The organism is Novosphingobium rhizosphaerae (genome assembly GCF_050920675.1).
GTDB classification, from domain to species: Bacteria; Pseudomonadota; Alphaproteobacteria; order Sphingomonadales; family Sphingomonadaceae; genus Novosphingobium; species Novosphingobium rhizosphaerae.
The window spans coordinates 288942-310207 of record NZ_CP137862.1 but is presented as its reverse complement, the minus strand read 5'-3'; the positions used below and the strand labels follow the sequence as shown (position 1 = coordinate 310207).

Below are 21266 nucleotides of genomic sequence, written 5' to 3'. Positions count from 1 at the left end.
ATGGAAAGCCGCTATGAAAATCAATTTTCTGCTTGATGCAAGGCGCGGTATGATGCGGGTGGGAAGAGGAGAACATTGCCGTGCGTGCCACACCCGATCTCGATTTCGGCCTCGATGAAAACGCCCTGATGATCCGCGAGGCGGCGGGCCGCTTTGCCGATGAACAGATTGCCCCGCTCGCCGCTGCGATCGATGCCGAAGATCGCTTCCCGCGCGAATTGTGGCAGCCGATGGGCGCGCTGGGCCTGCACGGGGTGACGGTGGCAGAGGAGTTCGGCGGACTTGGCCTGGGCTATCTCCACCATGTCATCGCGGTGGAGGAAGTGAGCCGGGCCTCGGGCGCGGTTGGCCTGTCCTATGGCGCCCATTCCAACTTGTGCGTCAACCAGATCCACCGCTGGGGCAATGCCGAGCAGAAGGCCAAGTACCTGCCCAAGCTGGTTTCGGGCGAGCATCTCGGCAGCCTGGCCATGTCCGAAGTGGGCGCCGGGTCCGATGTGGTGGCGATGAAGCTGCGCGCCGATGCAGTAGAGGGCGGCTGGCGCCTCAACGGCACCAAGTTCTGGATCACCAACGGCACTTATGCCGATACCCTGGTGGTCTATGCCAAGACCGCGCCCGATGCCGGGCCCAAGGGCATCACGGCGTTCCTGATCGAGCGCGGCATGGCGGGCTTTTCCATCGGGCAAAAGATCGACAAGATGGGCCTGCGCGGCAGCCCGACCTGCGAACTGGTGTTCGAGGATTGCTTCGTGCCTGCCGAAAACGTCCTTGGCCCGGTCAACGGTGGCGTGGGCGTGCTGATGAGCGGGCTGGATTACGAGCGCGTGGTGCTCGCGGGGATGCAGATCGGGATCATGCAGGCCTGCCTCGACACCGTGATCCCCTATGTCCGCGAGCGCCAGCAATTCGGCAAGCCGATCGGCACGTTCCAGCTGATGCAGGCCAAAGTGGCGGACATGTACGTGTCGCTGCAATCGGCGCGCGCCTATGTCTATACCGTGGCGCGCGCCTGCGACGCGGGGCAGACCACCCGGTTCGATGCGGCGGGCGCCATCCTGCTCGCCAGTGAAAGCGCGTTCCGCGTGGCGGGCGAGGCGATCCAGGCGCTGGGCGGCGCCGGCTATACCAAGGACTGGCCGGTGGAACGCTATCTGCGCGATGCCAAGCTGCTCGACATCGGCGCGGGTACCAACGAAATCCGCCGCATGCTGATCGGCCGCGAACTGATCGGCATCAAGGGATGAGCGCGCCCGTCCTCCCCACCGCGCTCGATCCGGCCAGTGCCGAGGCGCAGGCCCGCGCCGCGCACAACCGTGCGCTAGCAGAAGAGCTGCACGCCCGCGTGGCCAAGGCCGCGTTGGGTGGCGACGAGCGCGCCCGCGCCCGCCACACTGCGCGGGGCAAGCTTTTGCCGCGCGAGCGGGTAGAGCGCCTGCTCGATCCCGGTTCGCCATTCCTGGAAATTGGCCAACTGGCCGCCAATGGCCTCTATAACGATGAAGTGCCCGGCGCGGGGATCATCGCCGGGGTGGGCCGGGTTTCGGGGCGGCAATGCATGGTCTTTGCCAACGATGCCACGGTCAAGGGCGGCACCTATTTCCCGATGACGGTGAAGAAGCATCTGCGCGCGCAGGAAATCGCCCAGGAAAACCACCTGCCCTGCCTCTATCTGGTGGATTCGGGCGGCGCCAACCTGCCCAACCAGGCCGAGGTTTTCCCCGATCGCGATCACTTCGGCCGCTTCTTCTTCAACCAGGCGCGGATGAGCGGTGCAGGCATTGCCCAGATCGCCGCCGTCCTGGGTTCGTGCACCGCCGGCGGCGCTTATGTTCCGGCGATGAGCGACGAGACGGTGATCGTGAAAGAGCAAGGCACGATCTTCCTCGCCGGTCCGCCGCTGGTCAAGGCCGCCACGGGTGAGGAAATCTCCGCCGAAGACCTGGGCGGCGGCGATCTTCACGCGCGCCAATCGGGCGTGGTCGATCACCTGGCCGAAAACGACGAACACGCCCTGTCGATCGTGCGCGACATCGTCTCGCACTTGGGCGCGCCCGGCGATACCGGGGTGGAGCGGCGCGAAAGCCGCCCGCCGCTCTATGACGCGCAAGATCTTTACAGTGTCATCCCGCAGGACGTGCGCGCACCCTATGATGTGCGCGAAGTGATTGCGCGGATCGTGGACGGCAGCGAGTTTCACGAATTCAAGGCGCTGTTCGGCACTACGCTGGTCTGCGGCTTTGCCCATATCCATGGGTTCCCCGTGGCGATCCTGGCCAACAACGGCGTGCTGTTTTCGCAAAGCGCACAAAAGGGCGCGCATTTCATCGAACTCGCCTGCCAGCGCCGCATTCCGCTGCTGTTCCTGCAGAACATCTCGGGCTTCATGGTCGGCGGCAAGTATGAAGCCGAAGGGATTGCCAAGCACGGGGCCAAGCTGGTGACGGCGGTGGCCACCGCGCAAGTGCCCAAGATCACCGTGCTGATCGGCGGCAGTTTCGGCGCGGGCAACTATGGCATGTGCGGGCGCGCCTATTCCCCACGCTTCCTGTTCACCTGGCCCAATGCGCGCATTTCGGTGATGGGCGGGGAACAGGCGGCCAGCGTGCTGGCCACCGTGCACCGCGATGCCGCCACCTGGACGAGCGAGGAAGCAGAAGCCTTCAAGGCGCCGATCCGCCAGAAATACGAGGATGAAGGCAATCCCTATTACGCCACCGCCCGCCTGTGGGACGATGGCGTGATCGATCCGGTGCAGACCCGCGATGTCGTCGGCCTTGCACTCGAAGCCTGCCTCCAGGCCCCGATTGCCGAGCGTGCGTCGTTCGGCGTGTTCAGGATGTGATGCCGATGCTTGAGTCCATCCTTATCGCCAATCGCGGCGAAATCGCCTGTCGGATCATCCGCACGGCCAAGCGCCTGGGCCTGCGAAGCGTGGCCGTCTATTCCGAAGCCGACGCGCAAGCCATGCACGTGGCACAAGCCGACCAGGCCGTGGCCATCGGCGCCCCGCCCCCGCGCGAATCCTATCTGGTGGGAGAGCGGATCATCGCCGCCGCGCTGGAAACCGGCGCGCAGGCGATCCACCCCGGCTATGGCTTCCTGTCGGAAAACGCCGCCTTTGCCCAGGCGGTGATCGATGCCGGGCTGGTGTGGATCGGCCCGCCGCCCTCGGCCATTTCCGCCATGGGCCTGAAAGACGCGGCCAAGGCGCTGATGCAGCAGGCGGGCGTTCCCACCACGCCGGGCTATCTGGGTGAAAACCAGGATGCCGATTGGCTGGCGCAGGAAGCGGCCAAAGTCGGCTATCCCGTGCTGATCAAGGCCGTGGCCGGCGGCGGCGGCAAAGGTATGCGGCTGGTGGAACAGCCCGAAGACTTTGCCGATGCGCTCGCCTCGTGCCAGCGTGAGGCTGCGGCTTCGTTCGGCAATGCCCATGTGCTGATCGAGAAATACATCCTCTCGCCCCGCCACATCGAAGTGCAGGTCTTCGGCGACGCGCACGGCAACGTCGTCCACCTGTTCGAACGCGATTGCTCGCTGCAACGCCGCCATCAAAAGGTGATCGAGGAAGCCCCCGCGCCGGGGATGGACGAGGCGACCCGCGAGGCAGTGTGCCAGGCCGCCGTGCGCGCGGCGCAAGCCGTGGGCTATCAGGGCGCGGGCACGGTGGAATTCATTGCCGATGGCTCGGAAGGGCTGCGCGCCGATCGCATCTGGTTCATGGAAATGAACACCCGGCTCCAGGTGGAACACCCGGTGACCGAGGCGATCACCGGCGTTGATCTGGTCGAATGGCAGATCCGCGTGGCGAGCGGAGAGCCGCTGCCGCGCACCCAGCAAGACCTGTCGATCCAGGGCTGGGCAATGGAAGCGCGCCTCTATGCCGAAGACCCGGCCAAGGGTTTTCTCCCTTCCATCGGCCGGCTGGACCATCTGCATTTCGGCATGGGTAAAGGCGGCCGCATCGATACCGGCGTGGCGCAGGGAGACACGATCACCCCGTTCTACGATCCGATGATCGCCAAGGTCATCGCCCACGGCCCCACCCGCGATGACGCGCGCCGCCGCCTCTCCGCGATGCTGGACCAGACCGTCGTATGGCCGGTGCGCACCAATGCCGCGTTCCTCACCCGCGCGCTGGCCCATCCGCAATTCGTGGCCGGCACGGTCGATACCGGCGTGATCGGCCGCGATGGCGCCATGCTGGCACAGGCGGTTGCCCCCTCGCCCGCCGCGCTCTCCCGCGCCGCCGCGCGGCTGGTGGCACCGAGCCTGGCGCCGGGCCTGCGCCTGAACAGCCCGCCCCGGCGCACCGCGCGCTTCCTGCTCGATGGCGCGGCGATAGACGTGGCGCTTGATCGTCCGGCCAGTGGCCCGGCCCGGTCCACCCTGGTGTGCGAAGGCGGTCAGGCCTGGCTGCTCGAACCCTGGCACCACAAGGCCAGCGATGCCGCCAGCGCGGGCGACGGTGCCATCCTGGCGCCCATGCCCGGCCGCGTCATCGCCGTATCGGTGGCACAGGGGGAAGTGGTCGCCAAGGGGCAAAAGCTCTTGACGCTGGAAGCGATGAAGATGGAACACACGCTGCTGGCCCCGTTCGATGGCGTGGTGGCGGCGCTGGAAACGCAGGCCGGCGCGCAAGTGCAGGTGGATGCCCTGCTCGCGCGCATCGTGCAAAAGGAAGACTGACGGCATGAGCGGACGTTTCTTCGATGCCTGGCACGTGGGCGACCGGATCGAACACCCGATCCGCCGCACCGTGACCGAGACCGACAACCTGCTGTTCTCGTGCATGACGCACAATCCCCAGCCGCTGCACCTCGATGCCGAAGCCGCGCGCGCCAGCGAATTTGGCCAGATTCTGGTCAACGGCACTTATACGTTCGCGCTGATGGTCGGCCTTTCGGTGGGGGAAACCACGCTGGGCACGCTGGTGGCCAACCTAGGCTATGATGCCGTCACCATGCCCAGCCCGGTGTTTATCGGCGATACGCTCCACGCCACCAGCGAAGTGGTGGAACTGCGCCCCTCGCGCTCGCGCCCCGGCGCCGGCATCGTCACGTTCGCGCACGAGCTGATCAACCAGCGCGGCCAGGTGGTTTGCAAATGCAGGCGCAGTGCGCTGATCGCGGGCAGCCCGGCATGAAGCTGCGCTCGCTCTTGTTCGTTCCGGGCGACCGGCCCGATCGCTTTGCCAAGGCGGCCGCCAGCGGGGCAGACGCGATCATTCTCGATCTTGAGGATTCGGTTGCCCTTGCCGCCAAGGAAACGGCGCGCGCCGCCGTGGCAGGCTATCTGTCCGGCCCGCGTTCCTGCCCGGTGTTCGTGCGGATCAACCCGGTCGATGGCGATCTCGCCGCCGCCGATCTTGCCGCCGTGCTGCCCGGCCGGCCCGATGCCATCGTGCTGCCCAAGGCCGAAGGGGCTGAAACCGTGGGCACTTTGCTGGCCATGATGGGGCCGCAAGCCGTGCCGATCCTGCCCATCGCCACCGAAACGCCGGCCGCCGTGTTCGAACTGGGCAGCTATGGCGATGTGCGCGCCGCGCTTTGCGGCCTCACCTGGGGCGCGGAAGACCTGCCCGCGGCCATCGGCGCCGCCACCGCGCGCGAGGATGATGGCCGTTACACGCCACCTTATGAACTGGTGCGCAGCCTCACCCTGTTTGCCGCGCACAAGGCCGTCGTTGCGGCGATCGAATCGGTCTATCCCGCCTTGTCGGACGTGGCCGGCCTTGCTGCCTACGCCGCCCGGGCGCGGCGCGACGGATTCACCGGCATGATGGCGCTGCACCCCGCGCAAGTGCCGGTGATCAACCAGGCCTTCACCCCCACCCCGGCCGAAGTGGACCACGCCCGCCGCATCGTCGCGCTGTTCGAAGCCGATCCCACGCTGGGCGTGGTCCAGCTGGATGGCCGCATGATCGACCGCCCCCACCTCGAACAAGCAAGGGCGATCCTGGCGCGGGTGGATTGATCCTCCTTCGGGCCAGGGCCAACCGAACCCATATTTTGGGGTGTAGCGCTGGCCGGCTAGCGCCATCTACTCGGCGTCGAGAAGAGAACGGACCCGATTGGCACTCTGCGTGTTGCGATTGCCTTGATGGCGCCGTGATCAGCCCTTCCTTGACGCTTGGGCTTGCGCCCAATCATTGATCGCGCCCATCCACAAGGCAACACCGACAGCACCGGGATCGGGATGGCCGGCGGCGCGGTCCCCGATATAGCTGGATCGCCCCTTGCGTGGGATCATGGCCCTTGTTGCGTCCGCCCCGGCCTGGGCAGCGGCATGCATCGCTGCCACGCGCTGGGTCCAGATCCCATCTGACTGCGCCAGCGCCGCCGTGGCGGGAACCAGAGCGTCGAGCATGGTACGATCTCCGAGGGCAGCGCCGCCGAGCGCCATCATTCCCTGACAACCCGCGTCGAGCGCCCGCGCCCATGCAGCCGGATCGGCGGGATCGGCTTCCTGTTCCAGCGCGCGGGCCGCGCGCAGCACGGCCATGGCATAAAGCGGCCCGGACGTTCCGCCCAGCGAGCGGCGCAGCAGGGCGGAGACTTGCGCCAAGGCGCGGGCGGGATGGGCGCAATCAAGCGTGGCAAAGGCGGCGTCGAGACTATCGGCGCCACGCGCCAGGCTGATGCCCAGGTCGCCGTCGCCCACCGCACTGTCAAGCCGCGTCAGTTCGGGCTCGGCCTCGCGCAGCAGCGCGATCACGGCACGGATCGCAGCGGCGAGGCCCGCTGCCTGCGCCGCATTGGCCCAGGCCGGGCCGGTCACCGCGTCTTCTTCGGCAAGGGTCACAGGATCGGCCAGGGCAATCTGCGTGGCGGGAATCGTGGGCGCATTCCAGGCCGGCGCCTGCGTCGGTGCCAGCAGGCGCTGCGCGCGCAACGCGTCTAGCCGCATGACCGACAGCGAGCAGCCCGCCATTTCCAGCGCACTGAGGAACGTGCCGGCCTGGACCGCACGAACCACCAGCCCGGCCCCGGTCAGCCGTTGGAGTGCAAAGCGCGTGGCAATCGCCAGTTCCAGCGCGGGGGTGCCGCCCAGGCCGTTGACCATCAGCGCCACTTCATCACCCGCAACGAACCCGCCATAACGCAAAATGCGCTCCACCAGGTCTTCGAGCATGGCGTCGGCAGTACCGATCTTGGCACGGCGCACGCCACTTTCGCCGTGGATACCAAGGCCGAACTCCACTTCGTCGTCACCCAGTTCGAACCCGGGATGCCCGGCGGCCGGCACGATGCAGGCCGAGAGCCCGAGGCCCATCGAGGCGAGGTTGTCGGCGGCGGCTTGTGCCTCGGCATGCACCTGGTCGAGCGACAATCCCGCCTCGGCGGCAGCGCCGGCGATCTTGTGAACCAGGATCGTGCCAGCGATGCCGCGTCGCCCAACAGCGGCGTTGCTGTCCCCCAAGGCCACGTCGTCACCCACCAGCACCACGGCCACCGGCACCCCGTGGCTGCGCGCGATCTCCGCAGCGAGACCGAAGTTGAGCTTGTCGCCGGTGTAGTTCTTGACGATCAGCAGCACGCCGGCCGGGCCGCCCACGGCAAGGATCGCCTTGAGCACGGCGTCGACGCTGGGCGAGGTGAACACCGGCCCCGCAACGGCGGCCGTGAGCATGCCTGGCCCGACATAGCCGGCATGGGCCGGCTCGTGGCCCGACCCGCCGCCCGAGATGATCGCCACCTGGCGACGCCCGCGCAGTGCGGCATGGTCGGCGCGCAGCACCACGGTCTCGTCGGGCAGGCGCACCAGGCGGCTGTCAGCCAGAACCAGCCCTTCCACCATCTCTTCGACGACGCACGCGGGATCGTTGATCAGCTTCTTCATGACAAATCCTTTCAGAGTGCGGGCGTCGCGCGAATGGCGGTGACCGCGGCACCATAGCCGCGCCGAACCCAGGCGATCAGAGCAAATGCGACGAACGCCGCCAGCGCGGTGACAAGCGCCAGGGCATGGCCCACCGCAAGGTCGGAACCGAACAGATGGTCGGTGGCGAGCGCCACGAGAGTGGGGCCAAAGCCTAGCCCGATGAGGTTGATGGCAAAGAGATAGAGCGCGGTGACCTGCCCCCGGAATTCATTGGGGGTGATCGCGTGGAGCGCCGCCGGGGCAATCCCGGTCGGCACGCCGAGGAAGAAGCTGGTCCAAGCCAGCGCCGCCAGCGCGAGCGCCGGCGTAGGCGCGAGGCCGATGAAAGGAACGACAGGGATCACCGCCGCCATGCCCACCAGCGACGCGCGCAAGGCACCGTCGGCATGGCCCGCCGCGGTCCAGCGATCGGCCAGCCAGCCGCCGGCGAGAATGCCCGCGCAGCCCGCCGTCAGCAGGATCACGCCATAGGCAAAGGCCACTTCCCCCGCGCTCCAGTGGTGGACGCGGATGAACAGCGAGGGCACCCACGCCGACAGACCATAGCTGATGATCGCGTTGACCCCGAAGCCGATGACGATCGCCAGCAGCGTCCCCGCGCGAGCACGGAAAAAGGCGAAAGTCTCCGCCATGCCCGGCAGATCCTTGGCCGCCCCCCGTTCCTGGCGGGCCGGTTCGCGCAACGCGAGCATGAGCCCGGCCACCAGCAGGCCGGGCAGGCCCACGATCATGAAGGCCGCTTGCCAGGCGCGGACCGACCCGACCACGGGCAGGACGACCGCCGCCTGATTGGCCGTGGCCGTGACCGCCATGCCGCCCAGGATCAGTGCCACGCCCGAACCGACGAAGATCCCCATGGTATAGGTGCTCATCGCGCGGCCACGCCGGGCGGGGGCAAACGTATCGGAAATCAGCGAATAGGCCGCGGGCGAAAGCGTCGCCTCGCCCACGCCCACCAGAATGCGCGCGGCGAACAGCGTGCCAAAGCTGTTGGCGAAACCGCAGGCAACGGTCGCCAGGCACCACAGCACCATCCCGCCCACCATCAGTGCCTTGCGGCTACCGCGATCGGCCCAGCGGCCCAGCGCCATGCCCAGGAAGGTGTAGAAGATGGCGAAGGCAAAACCGTGAAGCAAGCTGACGGCAGTGTCGGAAAGGCCCAGGTCGGCGCGGATCGGCTGCACCATCAGGCTCAATATCTGGCGATCGACGAACGCCACCGTATAGGCGAGCAGCAGCACCGCGATGACCAGCCAGGCCCGCCAGGGCACGGGATAGCCATCGGCGCCAAGGCCTGGCACAGCGGAGCGACGCATCAGGCGCGCTCCAGCGTGACAGGCAGGCTGGCGAGGCCGCGCAGCCAATTGATGCGCTGGTATTCAGGCTCGCCCGCCACGCTCAGCCGCGCGACCTTGCGGGCGAGGGTGGAGATCAGGATATCGGCTTCCATGCGCGCCATCATCTGCCCGACGCAGGCGTGGATGCCAAAGCCGAACGCGAGGTGGCCCGATGTCTTGCGATCGAGATCGAAGCGGTGCGGATCGGCCCACTGGCGTGGATCGCGATTGGCACCAGCGATGAACAGGATGACCTTTTCCTCCGCGCCGATCGGCACACCGCCGATCTCGACCGCGCGCGTCGTGGTGCGGCCGATATAGGGACTGGGCGCGCGATAGCGCAGGCCTTCGTCGAAGGCCGCGCGGGCCAGGCCAGGATCGGCATGGACCCGAGCCCAGTCGGTGGGCCGTTGGGCCAATGCTTCCAGCGCAAAGCCGATGCCGTTGATCGTGGTGTCCATGCCGGCCGAGATGAAGATGCGCACCAGCAGGCCGGCTTCATCCTCCGTGATTTCGCCCGCGTCTGCCGCGGCAAAGATCGCGGCACCCAGGCTATCGGGCGCAACCGCTTCGCGCCGGCAGTTCGCCACCACCCAGTCGAGTATCGGCGTCGCGCGTTCGAGAGCCGCGCGGTAAAGCGCGTTCTTCTCGCCCATGGCGTTGAAATTGAGTTCGGAATAGATCAGCAGGTTGCGGCGATCCTCTTTGCGAAAGCCCACGGCATCGGGCAGCGCGGCGAAAGGAAAGGCTTCGGCAAGGTCTGCCATGAGATCGACCGTGCCCTTTTCCAGCGCGGCCTCGACGATGTGCTCGGCCGTGGCCACGAAATCCTCGCGCAGGCGGCGTAGCACGGCGGGCGACAGGATGCGATTGAGCAGGCGGCGATACTTGCCATGCTCGGGCGGATCGTTTTCCAGGATCAGGCTGGGCTGGCGCCAGTTGCCCTGCTTGCGGATATTGGTGAAGCCCGTGCCGGAAGCCGAGGAATAGCTTTCCCAGTCGGAGAACACCGCGTGGACATCGGCATGGCGCCCCACGGCCCACACGCCGTGGCGTTCGAGGAAAACCGCCGGGGCGGTCTCGCGTACCAGCGTGTCGTAATGGTCGGGACGGGCCATCACCTCGGCGGAGAAGAGATCGAAATCGAGGGCGGGCACACGCAATGCCGCACGGGAAGCGTCGGTCATGGGAATCCTGGGCAAGATGGAAGATGTGCGCAAAGATGCCCCGCCATTGGTGATGAACACCGGTGGGCGTCGGGGTCCGGGCTGGGCATCCTCTTTTGCCCGTTAGTTTACATAGCAACCTATTGCTGTCAATCCGGGTTGCGCGTCACAGCCTTGCGCATGCGCCACGAAACTCGCACAAGAAGCGAATGAACACCAAGAGCCAGCCTTCCCCGTCCCCGGTTTCGCGCCCCAGCTCGCGAAAGGTCATCGACCGCCATCTCTATGTGCCGCACTATCTGGTGGTCCTGGCCAACGGGATGGAGCGCGGCCAGTCGCGCATCTATCTCAAGCACTTCGGCATCGGCATCAACGAGGCGCGAATCATCACGGTGGTGGCGCACAGCGGACCGCTGACAGCGGCCGAAATTTCAGAGATTCTGGTGATGAACAAGTCGATCACCAGCCGCTCGATGCAGATTCTGGAAGGGCGTGGACTGGTCACGGTGGGCGATTCCCCACGCTCGCGGCCGATCACCCTGACCGAAGAAGGCTATGCCCTGCACGACCGGATCGTAGCGGTTTCGCTCGCTCGCGAAGCCCTTCTGCTCGATGGCTTTTCGCCCAACGAGAAGACCATCGTACTCGGCTACCTGGCCCGCATGGCCAGCAACATGGAACTGGCCAACGCCATCGATCCGCTGGCGGTAGAGCGTGGCGAGACGCCAACGGCGTGACAGACCGCTTGACATAGGTTGCTATGTAAACCAAAAGAGCCCCAACGAATTCGCCACGAGAGCGATGCAGAGGGGATCTTTGTGCATGACCTGCCACTAGCCTGACCGCACTGCATGTCCCCGGGCGCACCGCGCCGGCCTTCATGCATTCCGCCCCACACGGCCCATTCGTTTTTTCGGCACTGCCCAGGTGCCAACGGAGGCTTGCGTCCGCGCCAGATGCGCGGCGCGCGGCCTGCCGCCGATCCAGACAAGATATTTGGGGGAGAACAGAGACCATGTTGCCCATGACGCAAACCCGTGCCCGCCGCCTGCGCTCGCTGACCGGTGCCAGCCTGGCGGTGGTCGCCGGCCTTTCGCTGGCCGCGCCTGCCCTGGCGCAGGAAACCCCGGAAGCCGCGCCCCAGGCGCAGACCGCTGGCGAAGTTGCCAACGGCACGCTTCCCAATGGCGAGATCATCGTGACCGCGCAGTTTCGATCGCAGCGCTTGCAGGATACGCCGCTGGCGATCACCGCCGTCGATGCCGCCGCGATCCAGAACCGCAGCCTTGGCACCGTGGTCGATGTGGCCGCCGCTGCCCCCAACGTGAACATTCGCCCCGGCGGCTCGGCGTTCGGCCCTGCGGCGCAGGTCTATATCCGTGGCATCGGCCAATATGACAGCAGCTTCGCCTTCGAACCGGGCGTGGGCATGTACGTGGACGACGTGTTCCACGGCACCCTGCTCGGCTCGATCTTCGATCTGCTCGACCTCGATCGCGTGGAAATCCTGCGCGGTCCGCAGGGCACGCTGGCGGGCAAGAACTCGATCGGTGGTGCGGTCAAGCTGTACTCGGCCAAGCCGACGGGCAGCGGGCATGGCTATGTCGAGGCCGGCTATGGTGCATTCAACCGCATCGAACTGAAAGGCAGCGCCGACTTTGCGCTTGTGCCCGACAGCCTGTTCGTGCGCGTTTCGGGCGTGTCGAAGACGCGTGACGGCTACCTCACCCGCCTCGACTACGGTTGCCTCAACCCGTCGAGCGGCGTGCCGGCGGCCACCACAGGCGCTGATTGCAAGCTTGGCACCGAAGGCGGCCAGAACATGCAGGCCGGACGCGTGGCCCTGCGCTGGCTGGCAAGCGACAAGCTGGAAGTAAACCTGGTCGGCATGGCCACCGAGGACCATTCCGAAATCGGCGCGAGCAAGCTGCTATCGCTCACCACCACCGCTTCAATGCCGGCGGGCACCGATCCGTCGCAGTTCATCACGGGCGCCCATTCGTACACCAACTATGCGACGTACCTGAACCTGCCTTTCACCGATGCCACCGGCAGCCACGGCGCCACGTACATACCGCCGGTGAGCAAGGTTTCGGGCCGCGAAGTCTATGGCACGATCGACTACAAGTTCGGCCCGGGCCTCGCGCTCAAGCTGATTTCTGCCTATCAGCGCTACAAGGGTAGCTATGGTTCGGACCTCGACCTTACGCCCTATTCGACCAATTCGGCCAACTACATCTACGATCACGAGCAATTCACCCAGGAAGCGCGGTTGAGCGGATCCTCGCTGGCCGACAAGCTGGAATGGACCGTCGGCGGCTTCTATTACAAGGCCACCAGCCGCTTTGGCGGCGTGACGTTCATCGCCCCCGGCACCGCCACGCAGAATTTCTACGTGACGCGTGACCGCATCCCGGCACGCAGCGTCTCTGGCTTTGCCCATGCCGCCTACAAGCTGACCGACGCGCTGACGCTGACCGGCGGCATCCGCTATACCGACGACAAGAAGACCTACACCTATGGTCGCCTCAACCCCTATGACGTGAGCCAGCCGGCCTACACCGTGGCCGGGGCAATCAACGGCGTCACCGGCAAGTTTGCCGCCACGCGCTGGGACTATCGCGCCAATATCGACTATCGCTGGTCGCGCAACGTGATGACCTATGCCCAGTTCTCCACCGGCTACAAGGGTGGCGGGGTCAACCCCCGGCCGTTCGCCGCCGAACAGGCCGTGGCCTTCAACCCGGAAACCCTCACGGCTTGGGAAGTGGGTGCCAAGACCGATTTCCTCGACCGCGCGGTGCGCCTCAACCTGTCGCTGTTCCTTAACAAGTACAAGGACATCGTCTTCACCAACGTGTCACCCACGGCCAACAGCGTGACCAACGCCACCCCGGTCAACGCGGGCGACGCGACGATGAAGGGCGTGGAAGCGGAATTGACCCTGCGCCCGATTGCCGGCCTTTCGATCGATGCCTCGGGCAGTTGGCTGGGCTTCCAGTTGACGCGGATCGGCGCCACGGGCGCGACCATTCGCGGCATCACGCTCGACAACAGGGCACCCTATGCTCCCGAATGGAAGTTCGGCGGCGGCGTGCAATATGCCTTTGCCCTGGGCCAGGCCGGTACCCTCACCCCGCGCTTCGACATCAACTACCAGTCCTCGTTTTTCTCGAACATCGACAACAACCCGCTCGGCAAGGTGGATGGCTATGCGCTCGCCAATGCCCGGATCATGTTCGAGGATGCCGCGCACGACTGGCAATTGGCCATCTCGGTCACCAACATGTTCAACAAGTTCTATTACTTGAACAAGATCCGTTACCCGATCGGGATCGTGGTGGGCCAGCCCGCGCTGCCCCGCGAATGGAAAATCAGCCTGCGTCGCAACTTCTGACCCCTGCGGCGTAAAGAAGATGCCTGGTGTCTGCGCTTGCTCACAGACCCCAGGCATCGAGGTATGCAGGCCGTCCGGGAAGGAATGCAGCCTGCGAACGGGTCAGTTCACGATGATCGCACCCCGATAGGTGCCTGGCCGGATCGGCACGGTCTTGCCATCGATCTGCATGACCGCCTTGCCGCGCGTGGATTCCAGTCGCGCGCCCGGCGCGAGCGTCAGCGCGCGCAAGTACGATGGCCCCGTCACTGTCCAGCGGGACGTGGCATCGAGGAAGACCTCCACGCCCGCGCTGCCCGCAACGAAGCCCGCCGTGTTCGTCACCCGGCCGATTTCCCGATAGGTCACGGCCGTGGGTTCCTTGCCCAGCGCCGGGGCAGTGGTGGATGTCGCGATCTGCCCGGCAAGCCTGGCGTTTTCAAAGTGCAGGATCATCGCGCTGTTCCTGGACCGCGCGTTGAAGAAGTTGCCCGCCAGGCTCGTGTTGCGAAACGTGGCCACCACATCGGGGCTGGGTGCAGGCCCCTTCTTGTCGGCCTCGGCAACGCCGGGCGGCGGCGCGGCCATGCCGGCGGGAATTTCGCCGCGCATGATCGCCTTCATGAACGGATCGTCGTTATCCATCGATTGCAGGATTACGCCATTGCCGGCCTGAACCGTGGCACCGTCCACCAGCACCGTGGTGCCGATACCCTTGACCTCGATCGCGGTTTCCCGCGCGCGCAGATGGCTGCCCTTGTCGATCCGCAGGCTGCCGCCACCCTCGCCGGAATGCATCATCACGCCAAAGCGACCGCTTTCCACCAGCGTTCCGTCGGTAAACGTCACGCTGCCCTGCGCGGCCATGATGCAGCCGACATCGGCCGCGCGCACGATCGAATGCGCGAACGTGTCGATGCTGTCGCCGATCGAATAGCAGCCATAGCCGCTGTCCACCGTCTCGATCAGGCTGTCGTTGACGTACATCCGTACGCGCACGCTGTCATCGGTGGAGACGCCCCCCCACCCCTGGGCGCGGATGTGCGAACGGTTGTAAAAGACCGTGCCGTTGCCCACCAGGTTGGTGGCGCGGACATTGCCGGAAAGCCCCAGCATCCATGGCACTTCCATCATCTTGCCCATGTCGACCGTGAACTTGTAGTCGGGCGGCAGCGTGCCGTTGCGCACCTCGATCTCGGCGTCGTTGACATGGACAGTGGCATTGCCGCCCACGAACACTGCCGTGCGGATGGCGCCGGTGGTGCGGATGATCGGGCGGTCGATTGTCACATCGGCATTGTCGGTGGCCACGATCCCCGCGCCATATCCGGCAAAATCGTTGCCGCCGTTGCCGGTGAATTCGATGACCGGATGGTCGATGCGATAGGCACCCGTGCCGGCCACGACGATGCCGTTGAAACGTTCCCCGTGCGAGGTGATCGCGGCATTGGCCAGCACGCCATCGCTGGCCGTCGCCTGTGGCGAAAGCGCCGCGGTGACGGACTTGGCCGGCACCAGCACGCCGTTCTCGACATAGGCTGCCGCGCGGAAGTGGTGCAGCATGACCTTGTGGTAATCGACCGGGATGTCATCGGTCACGGTCAGCGCCACGTTGCCGGTGTAATGGCCGGGCGCAAGCGGCATTTCCACGCCATCGACTGTCAGGGTCAGCAGCTTGCCCGCCGGCGCCGCCGGGACGGACTGCGGCGCGATTACAAGATCGCTGGTGGTGATGGAGGCAGCCACGATAGCCGGCGCGGTTTCGGCAAGAGCGGTTCCGCCGGCCAAGGCCAGCAGGGAAGCGCCGAGCAGCGAAGGGATCTTTGCATAACGGTGCATGGATGGTTTCCTATGGGCTGGAAGCGAGAGGTTTACGGGCGCACGACGATGAGCGTGCCGCCCGAAGGCAGCGGGCGAGAGCCGGCCGCGAGCGCGGGATTGGCGCTGATGGCCGTGACGGTGACCGAGCCGGGTGCATCGATCGCCCCCACGGCCGCCGGCGATGCCAGCGTGATGGTGGACGCGGCGCTGGCCCGCCAATGGCTGGCGGCATCGGCTGCGAACACCACATGATTGAGCGCACCTTCCAGCCGTGCGCCCTCGAGTGACAGAGTCAGCGTGCGGTCGGGATCGCTGTTGCTGACCGATCCAGCCTGCGTGGTCTGGCGCAGGACAAGCCGCACGCCGGGCACTCTGGCGCCGTCCGTCCGGGTAGCATTGGCGTCATCGTTCTTGCGCATGTCCAGCAATTGGCCGCTCGCGCTGCGCAAGCTGCCGCCGGCAACGGTGATCGTGGCGTTGGCGCTCTTGACCAGAATTGCCGGGCCAGCGCTGGCCAGCGTCGTGCCTGTCAGGTTGAGCAGCGCCACTTCCTGCGGATTGCCCATCACCGAATGGATCATCACCCCGTTGCGGCCAGCCGTACCGGTCACGCCATTCATGTCGATCTGCGCGGCGCCAGCGATGATTCCGGCTTCTGCGCCGCTTTCCACCCTGGTGCGGTTCAGCACCACACGGGCGCCGAAATCGGCATAGGCGGCATAGCCTCGGCGTTTGACCCGCAGCACGCAGTCGTTTGCTTCGACATAGAGGTGATCGCCCGCGGCGTCGGTCGACAGCGCGCCCCAGCCATCCGCCTCGATCGTCGTGCGGTAGAAATATGCGCGCGCGTTACTCATCGCCAGCACGGTGCGCGCCGTGCCATCGAGGCCCAGGGGTGGCGGCGGCTCCATCATCCCGGGCCCGATGTGGCGGACATAGCCTGGCGGCAGCGGCCCTCCCGCGGCCACCAGGACCGAGTCATAGACCCGCAACGTCGCGCCTTCGGCCACGGCCAGCGCCGATGCCACTGCGCCCGCCGTGCGGATCGTGGCATGGTCGATCACCACAGCCGCGTTTTCGCGCACCAGGACACCGGCACCGATCGCGAGGAAATCGTTCTTGCCCTGGCCCTTGAGGTCTATCTGCGCACGGCGCAGCGTAAAGGCGCTGCGGCCGCCGCTGACGATCACGCCGTTGTAGCCATCGCGCGTCAGATGGAGTGAAAGCCCGGTGGAACCGCTGGCGTCGAGCCGTGGCCCTGCTTGGCCCTGCACCAAGACACCCTCGCGCACGGCGATGGCGCTCTGGTAGTGGGTATCGGCCATCTTGGGCATGGCCGGCGGTGGGCCGGGCGGCGGGGCACCGGCCGGTTGGGCAAGCGCAAGCAGTGGCCAGGCAATGGCCGGAACGGCCAGTGCGCGCGCGCCGACGCGCTGCACGAGCGAATGGGGGGAGACCATGAAATCCTGCCTTCCAAGGAACAGAGGGGAGGAAGAAGGTGGGCGCTGCCGCCAAAGCAGCGCCCACTGCTGCCCGATCAAAAGCGCGCCGAAGCCGTCACGCCATAAGTCTTGGGAGCGGCGACAGTGACGTAGCCGACGAAATAGCCGGTCTTCACCGCCTTGTTGGTGATGTTCTTCATGTACGCGGTAAGGCTGTAGCGATCGTTGGCCGATCGCCAGGCGAGCGAAGCGTCGAGCGCACCATAGGCTTCCTGCGTGGCACCAGCGGTATTGTTGGGCGCAAGATATTGCCGCGTCACATAGCGTGCATCGGCCCGCGCGGTGAGCGAGCCCGCGCCTGCCATGTCGAACACATGCTGATAGCCGCCCTTCACCGTCCAGCGCGGCGCGTGCGGCAGCCGCTCGCCCTTGAAGTTCACCGGGGTGAAGGGATCGGACGGGTGCAGGATCAGATCGCCCTCGATCCGCGAGGCTAGATAAGTGGCGCTCAGGTTGACCGTATCGGCCGCGCTCAACGCGGCCTGGGCATCCAGCTCCAGACCATAGTTGCGCGCATCGACATTGTAGAACACCAGGTTGGGCCCGGTGGCGCCGATGAAGAAGTCCACCACCTGATAGTTCGAATAATCGTAGTAGAACCCGCTCAAATTGAACTGCAGCCGGTTGTCGAACAGACGGTTCTTGAGACCGGCCTCATAGGCGTGGAGCCGTTCGGGCAGGAAGGTCTTGCCATCGAATGGGCTCACCCCACCAGGGCGAAACGCGCTGGAGGCCGTAACATAGGCCAGCGAATGCGCGCCGACATCGTATTCCACGCCAGCGCGGTAATCGAAGAAGCTGTTGCTCAGTCGGCCACCCACGATGTTTCCGGCAGAATCCGTCCCGCTGGCGCGGCGCCGGTCCCAGGTTTCGCGCATGCCGCCCACAAGCCGCAGGCCCGGCGCCACAGGCACGGTAACCTGCCCAAATACCGCATTGGAAATGCCCCGGTTGTAGCTGTAGCCGGCGGTGCTGCCGTACGTGGCGTTGTCGAGCGAAAAGGTGAACTGGCTGTAGTCATAATGATAGAGGCCCACGATCCACTGCACCGGGGCGCCGGGTGCGGCGGCATAGCGCAGTTCGGCGCTGCCCTGGTCGATCTTGGCCGGGTCCTGGCCATATGTGCCGCGGCCGCCGAAGACACCGTTGTTCACGCCGTGGCCGTGCTGGTAGGCGGGAATGAACGTGACGGTGCCCGGTCCCACTTTCCAGTCGACCTGGCTCCACGCCTTGTAGCCAAAGTAATCCTGGCCACCGATGCTGGAATCGGCCGTGGTATAGGGTTTGCCGGCGTCGAAATTCGCCACCTCGACCGCGCCGCTGCCGTGGCCCTTGAGCCAGGCGCCTTCGAAGCCGGTGAGGACCGAAACGTCGGCGCTTGGTTCCCAGAGCAACTTGGCGCGCACGCCGGCGCCTTTCTGGTCGCTGTGGCCGTTGTTGAGATAGCCATCGCGGGAAATGCCAGTGCCCGAAACGCGCAAGGCCACCGTATCGGCCAGCGGCAGGTTGATCATGGCTTCGCCGCGCACAAGGTTGTAATTACCGGCGCCCACCGTGATGGCCATCGCGCGATCGCCCAGCTTGGGATTGGCGCTGATCATGTTGACCACGCCGGCCGTGGCGTTGCGGCCATACAGCGTGGACTGCGGCCCGCGCAGCACCTCGACGCGCTCCAGGTCATAAAAACCCAGCGTGTTGGATTCGGCGCGGATCGAATAGACGCCGTCGAAATTGGTAGAAACCGAACTTTCGCCCACGCCGGATGGCGTGTCGGTGCCAAGGCCGCGAATGGCGATGACCTGCCCGCGCGCGGCGCCCTGCACCTCGACCCCCGCAACGCCCTTGAGAACTTCATCGGCAGCAGTCTGCGCCATGCGCGCCACGGCCTCGCCGCCCACGACCGAGATCGACATCGGGGTCTTTTGCAGCGTGGAAGCGGTTTTCTGCGCCGTCACGATGATATCGCCGAGCGAGACCTTGCCCTCGCCGCCATTGCTGTCGCTATCGCCCTGGGGCGGGGCAGCATCGGCCGCATGGGCTGGCGCGCAGACCACGGCCAGGCACAGTGCCGGCAAAGCGCGGGCATAAATCGACTGTTTCATACATCCTCCCATTTTTTGATTTGAATGCAATGCTTTCACCAGGCGGTGGCGCCTCCATCGATGGAGAAATCGGCACCCGTCACGTACCGGGCCTCGTCGCTGCCAAGCCAGATCGCGGCAAAGGCGATGTCCTGCGGTTCTCCCAGCATCGGCAGCATGTTCTTGGCGAGGATCTGCGCCTTGAGCGCCGGGTCGGCAGCCAAGTGGCGATCGGTTGCAGCCGTGCGGATGAAACCAGGCGAAATGGTGTTGGCCCGCACCCCGTGCGGCGCACCTTCCATGGCCAGTTGCCGCGTCATTGCCAGCACGCCGCCCTTGCCCGCGCAATGCGCCAGCGCGGCCGATCCCGGCAGCGCATGATAGGCATTGGCACTGGCAAAGTTGATCACGCTGGCCCGGCCGCTGGCCTTGAGCAAAGGCCAGGCAGCGCGGGTGGGCAGGAACACGATGTCCAGTTCGCACGCCAGAGTGCGCTTCCAATCCTGGTAGGAAAGCTCTTCGATCCAAGCGAACACGGCATAGGCCGCCGCGTTGACCAGAATATCGATCCGCCCATGCGTTTCCCCGATGCAGCCAAACAGCGCCGTAACCGCAGCTTCGTCGGTCAGATCGCAGGCGTGGTCACACCCGGCCTGGTCCACGCCAATGACAGTGGCGCCCTGGTCGGCGAACGCTGCGGCCACGCCCGCGCCGATGCCGTTGGCCGCGCCAGTGACGACGGCCACTTTTCCCGCAAGCCGCTCAGCCATGGACGCCGACTTTCAGCCCGGCCTCGTCGATGTCGCCCACCCGGGCAATCCGGCTGGCGCACAGCAGCAGGACCACCAGCCCCGCCACCGCACCGCCGGACATCACGGCAAAGGCGTTTTGCAGGCCGCCGGCATGGGTGGCGGCAAAAGTCACCACCACGGGGCTGAGGAACTGCCCCAGGGCAAAGGCGCTCTGCCACATGCCCGCGCCGCGACCGCGCACTTCAAAGGCCAGCAGGCTCATCGCCCAGACCAGCAAGGTTGGCAGCAGCAGGCCAGCGCCAAGCTGGTTGATGAAGCACCCCACCACGAAAGCGCCGGTCGTTTCCGCGCGGCCCATCAGCAGGAAGCCGACCGCCAGAAAGCCGAATTCGATCACCAGCAGACGCTGCACCGGCCAGCGCCCGATGCGCGAATAGATGAATGTTCCCAACGGCACGCCGATGCTGGCGATCGAGGTCAGGAAGCCGGCGCGCGCCGGGTTGGTGACACCAAGCACGGCAAGGCCTGCCGAAGCCTGGATCTGCACGGTGTAGAAGAAGATCGCGCCATAGACGGTGATCGCAAGGATCAGCAGCATGCGCGCCCAGGGAAATCCGGCCCAGCCACGCGCCGGCGCCTGTCCGGCGGCTGCAGCGCCGCCGTCTTGCGCCGCTGCAGCCTTGGGCTCCCACGTGAAGCAAAGCACCAGCGCCAGCATGAGCAGGGCCGAAAGATAGACCCAGAACGGCGTGCGCCAGCCGAAATTGCCCAATTGGCCGCCGATGTTGAAGAACAGCAGCGCCGATACCGAGGCGAACGCGGTTTGCGCCGCCAACCATTTGTCGCGCGCGGCACCGTGAAAGTAATCACCGATCATCGTGGTCGAAAGCACCATGATCAGCGCCTCGGCGATGCCCACGCCGACACGACTGACCAGGATCGCCCCCAGATCCCGCAGGAACACCGGTGCCACGCCCACGATCGCATAGATCACGAACGACGCAACCAGCAGGCGCCGCCGCCCGAACACATCGCCGAGCAAGCCTGCCAGAGTCGAAAACAGCGCAATGCACAGTGCCGGGATCGTCAAGATCATGGGCACCCAGTATTCATGTCCCGGCACGCCGGAAAATTCGGCCAGTATCCCCGGCAGGACCGGCGCCAGCAAGACGATCGCCATGGTCGAAAGCGTGATCGGCAACAGCAACGCTATTCCCGTCATCGCGCCTGGATTTCTGTTCTGTCTCATCTGTGCTCCTTGGGGATCGCGCAAAGACGGGCGGCCGCGCGCCCACACCGGGCGGCCCTGGCCAAGCCTGCCGCTTCAACATCAAGCAATGTCGG

At 65.9% G+C, this 21266-nt stretch carries 15 protein-coding genes; 7 read left to right on the top strand and 8 right to left on the bottom strand.

All coding sequences use genetic code 11. The features are described from left to right. Positions 1–80 precede the first annotated feature (80 nt). The 5 genes from R9J51_RS21360 to R9J51_RS21340 are packed head-to-tail and all read left to right on the top strand — an operon-like array spanning position 81 to position 5979. On the top strand, positions 81–1247 hold the full coding sequence (locus tag R9J51_RS21360) for an isovaleryl-CoA dehydrogenase (protein WP_179562499.1): 1167 nt from the start codon (positions 81–83) through the stop codon (positions 1245–1247). Then, positions 1244–2845 (top strand): carboxyl transferase domain-containing protein, encoded by a 1602-nt coding sequence (locus R9J51_RS21355; protein WP_179562501.1) that lies wholly within the window; start codon positions 1244–1246, stop codon positions 2843–2845. The genes R9J51_RS21360 and R9J51_RS21355 overlap by 4 nt, the downstream gene beginning before the upstream one ends. Before the next feature lie 5 nt (positions 2846–2850). Continuing rightward, entirely contained in the window at positions 2851–4692 is a 1842-nt protein-coding gene (locus R9J51_RS21350) for an acetyl-CoA carboxylase biotin carboxylase subunit (protein ID WP_179562503.1), read from the top strand. Between the two features lie 4 nt (positions 4693–4696). Then, positions 4697–5149, top strand: coding sequence for a MaoC family dehydratase (locus R9J51_RS21345; protein WP_168557357.1), 453 nt, complete (start codon positions 4697–4699; stop codon positions 5147–5149). Then, positions 5146–5979, top strand: coding sequence for an HpcH/HpaI aldolase/citrate lyase family protein (locus tag R9J51_RS21340; RefSeq protein WP_179562505.1), 834 nt, complete (start codon positions 5146–5148; stop codon positions 5977–5979). The genes R9J51_RS21345 and R9J51_RS21340 overlap by 4 nt, the downstream gene beginning before the upstream one ends. 138 nt (positions 5980–6117) lie before the next feature. Here R9J51_RS21340 and dhaL read toward each other — a convergent pair whose 3' ends face one another. The 3 genes from dhaL to R9J51_RS21325 are packed head-to-tail and all read right to left on the bottom strand — an operon-like array spanning position 6118 to position 10411. Then, positions 6118–7845, bottom strand: a complete 1728-nt coding sequence (gene dhaL / locus R9J51_RS21335; protein ID WP_179562507.1) for a dihydroxyacetone kinase subunit DhaL — start codon at positions 7843–7845, stop codon at positions 6118–6120. An 11-nt stretch (positions 7846–7856) separates the two neighbouring features. Continuing rightward, positions 7857–9203 carry a spinster family MFS transporter gene (locus R9J51_RS21330; RefSeq protein WP_179562509.1) on the bottom strand — a complete coding sequence of 449 codons (1347 nt, stop codon included), beginning with the start codon at positions 9201–9203 and terminating at the stop codon, positions 7857–7859. After that, the gene (locus tag R9J51_RS21325) at positions 9203–10411 is read right to left on the bottom strand and encodes a cytochrome P450 (RefSeq protein ID WP_179562511.1); all 1209 of its coding nucleotides are present in this window, start codon (positions 10409–10411) and stop codon (positions 9203–9205) included. Before R9J51_RS21325 ends, R9J51_RS21330 begins: the two co-directional genes overlap by 1 nt. 188 nt (positions 10412–10599) lie before the next feature. Between R9J51_RS21325 and R9J51_RS21320 the strand changes: the two genes are divergently transcribed. Together R9J51_RS21320 and R9J51_RS21315 are read left to right on the top strand one after the other, a co-directional pair. Further along, positions 10600–11127, top strand: coding sequence for a MarR family transcriptional regulator (locus tag R9J51_RS21320; RefSeq protein WP_179562513.1), 528 nt, complete (start codon positions 10600–10602; stop codon positions 11125–11127). Positions 11128–11414: 287 nt separating this feature from the next. Next, a complete protein-coding gene (locus tag R9J51_RS21315) occupies positions 11415–13787 on the top strand; it encodes a TonB-dependent receptor (RefSeq protein WP_179562515.1) in 2373 nt (790 codons plus the stop codon). Between the two features lie 102 nt (positions 13788–13889). On the opposite strand, the gene R9J51_RS21310 is transcribed toward R9J51_RS21315, so the two are convergent. The 5 genes from R9J51_RS21310 to R9J51_RS21290 all read right to left on the bottom strand — a co-directional run bounded on the left by R9J51_RS21310 (position 13890) and on the right by R9J51_RS21290 (position 21171). Next, positions 13890–15605, bottom strand: a complete 1716-nt coding sequence (locus R9J51_RS21310; protein WP_179562517.1) for a hypothetical protein — start codon at positions 15603–15605, stop codon at positions 13890–13892. Positions 15606–15637: 32 nt separating this feature from the next. Next, a complete protein-coding gene (locus tag R9J51_RS21305; protein WP_179562519.1) occupies positions 15638–17047 on the bottom strand; it encodes a hypothetical protein in 1410 nt (469 codons plus the stop codon). 77 nt (positions 17048–17124) lie between these two features. After that, a complete protein-coding gene (locus R9J51_RS21300; protein WP_168557366.1) occupies positions 17125–19191 on the bottom strand; it encodes a TonB-dependent receptor in 2067 nt (688 codons plus the stop codon). Between the two features lie 35 nt (positions 19192–19226). Beyond that, a complete protein-coding gene (locus tag R9J51_RS21295; protein ID WP_179562521.1) occupies positions 19227–19940 on the bottom strand; it encodes an SDR family oxidoreductase in 714 nt (237 codons plus the stop codon). Continuing rightward, positions 19933–21171 carry an MFS transporter gene (locus tag R9J51_RS21290; protein ID WP_179562523.1) on the bottom strand — a complete coding sequence of 413 codons (1239 nt, stop codon included), beginning with the start codon at positions 21169–21171 and terminating at the stop codon, positions 19933–19935. The genes R9J51_RS21295 and R9J51_RS21290 overlap by 8 nt, the downstream gene beginning before the upstream one ends. Positions 21172–21266 lie beyond the last annotated feature (95 nt).

Bases quoted from the DNA above. Each gene is read 5' to 3' on its own strand.
- R9J51_RS21340 (WP_179562505.1), top strand. From the start codon at position 5,146: ATGAAGCTGCGCTCGCTCTTGTTCGTTCCGGGCGACCGGCCCGATCGC.
- R9J51_RS21345 (WP_168557357.1), top strand. From the start codon at position 4,697: ATGAGCGGACGTTTCTTCGATGCCTGGCACGTGGGCGACCGGATCGAA.
- R9J51_RS21300 (WP_168557366.1), bottom strand. From the start codon at position 19,191: ATGAAACAGTCGATTTATGCCCGCGCTTTGCCGGCACTGTGCCTGGCC.
- R9J51_RS21330 (WP_179562509.1), bottom strand. From the start codon at position 9,203: ATGCGTCGCTCCGCTGTGCCAGGCCTTGGCGCCGATGGCTATCCCGTG.
- R9J51_RS21320 (WP_179562513.1), top strand. From the start codon at position 10,600: ATGAACACCAAGAGCCAGCCTTCCCCGTCCCCGGTTTCGCGCCCCAGC.
- dhaL (WP_179562507.1), bottom strand. From the start codon at position 7,845: ATGAAGAAGCTGATCAACGATCCCGCGTGCGTCGTCGAAGAGATGGTG.
- R9J51_RS21290 (WP_179562523.1), bottom strand. From the start codon at position 21,171: ATGAGACAGAACAGAAATCCAGGCGCGATGACGGGAATAGCGTTGCTG.
- R9J51_RS21350 (WP_179562503.1), top strand. From the start codon at position 2,851: ATGCTTGAGTCCATCCTTATCGCCAATCGCGGCGAAATCGCCTGTCGG.
- R9J51_RS21310 (WP_179562517.1), bottom strand. From the start codon at position 15,605: ATGCACCGTTATGCAAAGATCCCTTCGCTGCTCGGCGCTTCCCTGCTG.
- R9J51_RS21325 (WP_179562511.1), bottom strand. From the start codon at position 10,411: ATGACCGACGCTTCCCGTGCGGCATTGCGTGTGCCCGCCCTCGATTTC.
- R9J51_RS21355 (WP_179562501.1), top strand. From the start codon at position 1,244: ATGAGCGCGCCCGTCCTCCCCACCGCGCTCGATCCGGCCAGTGCCGAG.
- R9J51_RS21295 (WP_179562521.1), bottom strand. From the start codon at position 19,940: ATGGCTGAGCGGCTTGCGGGAAAAGTGGCCGTCGTCACTGGCGCGGCC.
- R9J51_RS21315 (WP_179562515.1), top strand. From the start codon at position 11,415: ATGACGCAAACCCGTGCCCGCCGCCTGCGCTCGCTGACCGGTGCCAGC.
- R9J51_RS21305 (WP_179562519.1), bottom strand. From the start codon at position 17,047: ATGGTCTCCCCCCATTCGCTCGTGCAGCGCGTCGGCGCGCGCGCACTG.